The organism is Stieleria sedimenti (genome assembly GCF_025060895.1).
GTDB classification, from domain to species: Bacteria; Planctomycetota; Planctomycetia; order Pirellulales; family Pirellulaceae; genus Stieleria; species Stieleria sedimenti.
Genome location: NZ_JANZKV010000383.1, coordinates 1 through 6,522, shown reverse-complemented (window position 1 = coordinate 6,522; position 6,522 = coordinate 1). Strand labels below are relative to the sequence as shown.

The window sequence follows — 6,522 nt, the reverse complement described above, 5'->3', positions numbered from 1 at the left end:
AAGCCTGCACACCAACACGGATGCCCGTGCCTGGCCCTTTCTCAGCTGACAGTTTACCCCGAGAGGCGCGTTCGTGCGCGTCGGGGCGATTCAATCGATCCCCAGTTTCAGCGGCGGTTTGGGGCACGGTTTTCGTCGGGTTGCTCGTCTGCTAATCTGCCGCTGAATTAGGCGGATCTCGTTCAAACGGTCGATGGCAAACCCTTCAATGGTCGAAGAAAAAGTTCCCAAGCGCGTGACCACCCGATCGCTGCAGCGGCGCCGCGACACGGGCGGCGCCATTTCAATGCTGACAGCGTACGATTTCCCGACGGCGCAGTTGCTCGATCAAGCCGGCATCGACGTGCTGTTGGTCGGCGATTCGCTGGCGATGGTCGTCCAGGGGCACGAGACCACCCTGCCGGTGACGATGGACCAGATGATCTATCACGCCGAAATGGTGGGGCGGGCCACCTCGCGTGCGATGGTGATCGTCGATTTGCCGTTTCCCGATGGCCAGTTGGAAATCGAACGCAGCATCCGTTGCGGCGCCCGAGTGCTGAAAGAAACACATTGCCATGCGGTCAAGCTTGAAGGCGGCGCCGAACAGGCGTCGCGAATCGAAGCGATGGTCACCGCCGGGATTCCGGTGATGGCCCACGTCGGTCTGCGACCCCAGAATGTTTTCGTTCAAGGTGGCTACCAGGTCCAACGCGACGAAGCGGCACTGGTCAAAGACGCCGTTGCGGCCGAGCAAGCCGGCGCGTTCGCCGTGCTGATCGAATGTGTCCCCGAGTCGGTTGCCGAAGCGATCCACGCGGCGGTTACGGTTCCCACGATCGGAATCGGCGCCGGGCGGGCGACGACCGGCCAGGTCTTGGTCACCCACGATCTGATCGGACTGACATCCGGCTACACGCCCAAATTTGTTAGAACCTACGCCTCGGTCGGCCAAACGATTCGCGACGCCGCGTCGTCGTTTCATCAAGCCGTCCGCGACGGGAGTTTTCCCGGACCCGAAGAAACGTTTGATTAGTCCGGCCCAAACCCGACTCACCCGAACTCGACGCACCCGAACCCGACGCACCGGTCCGATTTCCGCGACGCTGTCTCCCCCACCATCACCCGTTTGACGATTGCTATGAATGCCACCTCGACGTCTGCTGCCGCCAAGTCGCTCCCGGATCGTTCTGAGGTGTCAGCCGACGATTGCTGGGATCTGTCCAGTTTGTTTGCCGGCGACGCCGAATGGGAAACCGCCTTTGCCGAGTTGGAATCCAAACTTGACACCTATGAAACCTATCGTGGTCGCTTGGGTGAATCGGCTGCGACGTTGCTGGAGGCTCTGCAATTCGATTCGGATTTTTCTCGCCAGGCCGAGCGTGTTGCGATCTATTCGTTTTTGAAGACGACCGAAGATCAAGGCAACAGCGACTATCAGGGGATGAAGGCGCGGTTTCAGAATCTGGCGGTGCGTGCCAATCAGGCGGCGAGCTATGTCAGTCCGGAATTGCTGGCGATCGAACCGGAGAAAATGGACGCCCTGGTCGCCGATCCATTGCTCAAGCCGTTTCGATTGCAGCTCACCCGGTTGCTCCGCCAGCGGCCGCACACGCTGGGTGACAAGGAGGAGCGTTTGTTGGCGATGCAGGGGGAGATGGCATCGGCGGCGGGCAACGCATTCCGTCAACTCAACGACGTGGACTTGCGTTTCGGGTCGATGGAAGACGCCGAGGGCAACGAGCAAGAGCTTTCGCACGCGACGTTCATTCAATTCCTCAATAGCTCGTCCAGGAAGGTGCGTCGCAACGCGTTCCATCAATATTACAAGGCGTTCGGCGAACACGAAAACACCTTGGCGGCGACACTCGCCGGCAGCATTCATCGCGACGTTTATTACGCCCGCGCCCGAAACCATGAGAGTTCTCTCGCCGGTGCGTTGTTCCCCGACAACGTCCCCGTGGACGTCTATGACAACTTGATCGCCGCGGTCCGTGAGTCGCTGCCCAGCGTGCATCAATACTTTGACGTCCGCCGCCGCAAGATGGATCTGCCGGACATCCACGCCTATGACACCTATGTGCCGATCCTCAGCGACATGAAGAAGGAGCACACGTGGGACCAGGCGGTCGAAGTCGTGATCGAATCACTCGCTCCGCTGGGCAGCGAATACACCGACACGCTCGCCGCCGGACTGAAAAACCGTTGGGCAGACCGCTACCCGAACCGCGGGAAACAAAGCGGCGCGTTCAGCTGCGGGTCGTTCGATGGCGAACCCTACATCTTGATGAATTTCAAGACCGACGTTTTGAACGATGTGTTCACGTTGACGCACGAAGCCGGCCACTCCATGCACAGCTTTTATTCATCCAAGAACCAGCCCTACCAGTACTACGACTACACCATTTTCGTGGCCGAGGTCGCGAGCACGTTCAACGAGCAGTTGTTGACCGAGCATTTGCTCAAAAATGCCGCCAGCGACAGCGAACGGGCGTACCTGATCAACAACGAGCTGGACAGCATTCGGGCGACGGTCGTGCGTCAAACGATGTTCGCCGAGTTCGAAAAGAAAACGCACGAAATGGCCGAGGCCGGTGAGCCGCTGACGGTCGCATCGTTTCGGGCAACCTATCGCGAGCTGTTGGATGCCTACTTCGGCCCCGATTTCGTCGTCGACAAAGAGCTGGAACTGGAGTGTTTCCGGATCCCGCACTTCTACCGCGCGTTCTACGTGTACAAGTACGCGACCGGATTGAGTGCGGCGGTCGCCCTTTCGCGACGGGTGCTCGAAGGGGGCAAGGCCGAGTTGGACGACTACCTTAAGTTTCTGTCAGGGGGATGCAGCAAAGATCCGCTCGATCTGCTGCGTGATGCGGGAGTCGACATGGCCAGCCCCGAGCCGGTGAAGACCACGTTGGCGCGCTTCAAGACCCTGACCGAAGAATTGGATCAGCTGCTTTGAGCCGGCCCCCACAACGCAAGCCGAGTCGTCTGACCCCAAAGACGCTTGCTGAGGGAGCGGTCCGGTTGGCCGAGGCGGATCCGGTGTTGCGAAAGATCCATCGCAAGTTTGGTCCGCCGCCGTTGTTGCGACGACCGGCGACGTACGCAACCTTCGTCCACATCATTCTTGAACAACAGGTCTCCGTCGAATCGGCCAAGGCGACCTTCGACCGTGTGGTCGGTACCTGTCAGAGTGAATTGAGTCCCCGCGCGATCCGTGACTTGGGTGACCAGCGTTTGCGCGAGTTGGGGTTCAGTCGCCAGAAAGCCCGCTACGCGCTCGCTTTGGCCGACGCCTGCCTTGCCGGTGACTTCGACGTCGACGCGTTGACGCGGTTGGATGACGAAGCGGTTCGGTCGCAAATTGTCGCCCAGTTGGGGCTGGGGAATTGGTCGGCCGATGTGTTTTTGATGATGGCGCTGCAGCGGCCCGATATCCTGCCCGTGGGCGATTTGGCGCTCGTCAAGGGCATCCAGGAAATCGATCAGACGGAATACGAATCGAGGCAGCAAATTGCCGACCGTGCCGAATCGTGGCGGCCGCTTCGCAGTATTGCCACGCGAATGGTCTGGCAATGGTATGTTCATCAACGCGGACGCGATATCTTTTAGTGTTCCTTGTTGATGCTTGCCGGGCCAGGTCCTGGCCTACTCTTTGTGAATCAAGTTCATGGCGAAATTGACTTTTTGCGGGGCCGCCGGCACCGTCACCGGATCGTGTTCGTTGCTGGACACCGGCAAGCATCGATTTCTGGTTGATTGTGGTCTGTTCCAAGGCAGCAAGACGACCCAGGAGTTGAACTACCAGGATTTTCCGTTTGATCCCAAGTCGATCGACTTTTTGATTCTGACCCACGCCCACATCGACCATTCGGGTTTGCTGCCCAAGCTGGTCAAAAAAGGATTCAATGGACAGATTTACGCGACCGAAGCGACCTGTGACCTGTTGAAGTTCATGCTTCCCGATTCGGCGTACATCCAGGAATCGGGCGTCAAACGCCTCAACAAGAACTTGCGTCGCCGCGGTCGGCCGGCGGTCCAACCGATCTACACGATGCCGGATGCGGAATTGACACTGCAGTTGTTAAAAAATCATGCATATGAAGAGTGGTTTTCGCCGCGTGATGGGATCCGTGTCCGATTCTGGAACGCGGGCCACCTGCTCGGTTCGGCTTCGGTCGAATTAAAAATCACCGAGCCCGATTCACAGGAAGAACTCTCGTTGCTGTTTTCCGGTGACATCGGCCCGGAAGAAAAGGCGTTTCATCCCGAGCCCGATGCGCCGGTCGGTTACGACTACATCGTGTGCGAATCCACCTACGGCAATCGGGACCGCGACGATTACACCTTGGAGAATCGTCGCCAGGCACTCCGCGATGTCTTGACCAAGGCGCTCAAGCGAGGCGGAAATGTCGTCATCCCTTCGTTTGCCGTCGAACGCAGCCAGGAATTGCTGCACGACATCGGTTATTTGCTGACGCACGGTGAGATTCCCCAGTCCGACGTGTATCTGGATTCGCCGTTGGCGAAGAAGGCGACCGAGGTGTTCATCAAACACGCCGGGGCGTTGCAGGACGTGGAGGTGGACGAAGCGAGACTGTTTCGCCACGAACGGTTCCATTTGGTGCATTCCCTGGAAGAAAGTAAGGCCATCAACGGGATCAAAGGCGGGGCGATCATCATCTCGGCCAGCGGCATGTGTACCGCCGGTCGCATCAAGCACCATCTGATCAACAACATTTATCGCCCCGAGTGCACGGTCTTGTTTGTCGGCTATCAATCACCGGGAACACTGGGGCAGATCATCTCCAGTGGTGCCAAGGAAGTCCGTATCCACGGCAAGTCGTACAAGGTGCGGGCGGACATTCGCAAACTGGGCAATTATTCCGCCCACGCCGATCAAGGCGAGTTGTTGGACTGGATCCAGAAGCGTTGTCCGATCACCGGCGGTTTGTTCCTCAATCATGGCGAAGACGATTCACGCCAGGAGCTGCGCGACCTGCTGGTCCAGCACGGCTTGGACGGCGACCGGATCTACATGCCGCAGTTCGATGAATCGTTCGAGTTGAGTGCCGGCACCAAGCCGCTTTCCAAGGGGGCGCCCAAGCCGCGTCTAGACGTCGCCCATGTGGCCCACGATTGGCACAACGACTACGCCGAGTTCATGCTCGGATTGACCACAACGATTGAAAAATCGAGCGAAGATCAACGCTATCAGTTGCTCAAACGGCTGAAAGAAACACTCGGCGAAGCTTGAGCACGTTGTCAGCCGCCACGACTTTCGAGATTCGTCGACATCCATTAAAAACAGGTTTCGCGCGAATCCGATAGGATTTTTCTCTTGCAACCGCTTTTTGCCAACCGAGTACCGTTTTGAACGTCAGCGACTTTCTGGAACGACATTACCGTCACTTCAATGCCCGTGAAACCTTGGCCGCGGCTCGGTCGTACAAGGACCTGATCGAGCAACGCGGCGGCCGGATGATGGTCACGCTCGCCGGCGCGATGAGCACGGGCGAGTTGGGATTGTCGCTGGCCGAAATGATCCGCCAAGGCAAGGTGCACGCGATCACGTCGACGGCCGCAAATTTGGAGGAAGACATCTTCAATCTGGTCGCGCATGACGAGTACCGCGTGATCGAAAATTGGCGGGGATTGTCTGAGAGCGATGAAGAAGCGTTGTTGGAACAGGGCTTCAATCGTGTCACCGACACCTGCATCCCCGAAACCGTGATGCGGCACATCGAAGGTCGGTTGACCAAGCTCTGGCGGCACGCCGCCGATTCGAACCAGCCCCGCACGCCGGCGGAGTTCATGTTTGAATTGCTGGACGACCCAGAGTTGCCGCAGCACTTCCAAGTCCCACGCGAAAACAGCTGGGTCGCGGCGGCCAAAGACGCCGGCATCCCCGTTTTCGTGCCGGGGGTCGAGGACAGCACGCTGGGCAATATCTTCACCGCCCGCGTCATCGATGGCACCGTCGCCGGGCACCATGCGATGAAGTCGGGCACCGCGCAGCTTCAAAATTTGGCCGCGTGGTATCGCGAGTGCTGCCAGGAACACCCCATCGGTTTCTTTCAAATCGGCGGCGGGATCGCAGGCGATTTCTCGATCTGCGTGGTCCCGATGATGCGGCAAGACCTCAAGGAGGACGTGCCGTTGTGGAGTTATTTCTGCCAGATCAGCGATGCCGAGACCAGTTATGGCGGATACAGCGGCGCGGTGCCGAACGAAAAGATCACCTGGGAAAAACTCAGCCGCGAAACACCCAAGTTCATGATCCACAGCGACGCCTCGATCGTCGCACCGTTGATCTTTGCGTACGTGCTGGGGCTGTAGCGGAAGAGGTGGGGCGGGTGCCAAAAAACAAAAGGACCGAGGGGTGCGGGCACGAGTGTTGGTGTGCAGGCTTTTAGCCGCCCATTGTCTTTCATTCTTGTGAGCTAGCTTCGGGTACTGGAGAGTGTTTGATGACGTTGTCGGAACCCGCGGCGAGCGGGCTGTCGTTTTTGTGAGCCGCGACGCGTAAGATGTAACGTG

5 protein-coding genes are annotated in these 6,522 nt (G+C 58.5%); all 5 read left to right on the top strand.

Annotated features, from left to right (window positions below; all coding sequences use genetic code 11):
* Nucleotides 1-193 precede the first annotated feature (193 nt).
* Nucleotides 194-1,015 carry a 3-methyl-2-oxobutanoate hydroxymethyltransferase gene (gene panB / locus NZK35_RS34020; RefSeq protein ID WP_259636983.1) on the top strand — a complete coding sequence of 274 codons (822 nt, stop codon included), beginning with the start codon at nt 194-196 and terminating at the stop codon, nt 1,013-1,015.
* 105 nt (nt 1,016-1,120) lie between these two features.
* Nucleotides 1,121-2,941, top strand: a complete 1,821-nt coding sequence (pepF, locus tag NZK35_RS34015; RefSeq protein ID WP_259636982.1) for an oligoendopeptidase F — start codon at nt 1,121-1,123, stop codon at nt 2,939-2,941.
* Complete coding sequence (locus tag NZK35_RS34010; protein WP_259636981.1) at nt 2,938-3,594, top strand: DNA-3-methyladenine glycosylase family protein; 657 nt, start codon at nt 2,938-2,940, stop codon at nt 3,592-3,594. Before pepF ends, NZK35_RS34010 begins: the two co-directional genes overlap by 4 nt.
* 58 nt (nt 3,595-3,652) lie before the next feature.
* Entirely contained in the window at nt 3,653-5,239 is a 1,587-nt protein-coding gene (locus tag NZK35_RS34005; protein ID WP_259636980.1) for an MBL fold metallo-hydrolase, read from the top strand.
* Nucleotides 5,240-5,355: 116 nt separating this feature from the next.
* Nucleotides 5,356-6,321: a deoxyhypusine synthase family protein gene (locus tag NZK35_RS34000; RefSeq protein ID WP_259636979.1), complete on the top strand. Its 966-nt coding sequence runs from the start codon at nt 5,356-5,358 to the stop codon at nt 6,319-6,321.
* Nucleotides 6,322-6,522: the final 201 nt, after the last annotated feature.

What these genes read in the sequence shown, in the direction of transcription:
- NZK35_RS34005 (WP_259636980.1), top strand. Translation starts at nt 3,653, where the DNA reads ATGGCGAAATTGACTTTTTGCGGGGCCGCCGGCACCGTCACCGGATCG.
- panB (WP_259636983.1), top strand. Translation starts at nt 194, where the DNA reads ATGGCAAACCCTTCAATGGTCGAAGAAAAAGTTCCCAAGCGCGTGACC.
- pepF (WP_259636982.1), top strand. Translation starts at nt 1,121, where the DNA reads ATGAATGCCACCTCGACGTCTGCTGCCGCCAAGTCGCTCCCGGATCGT.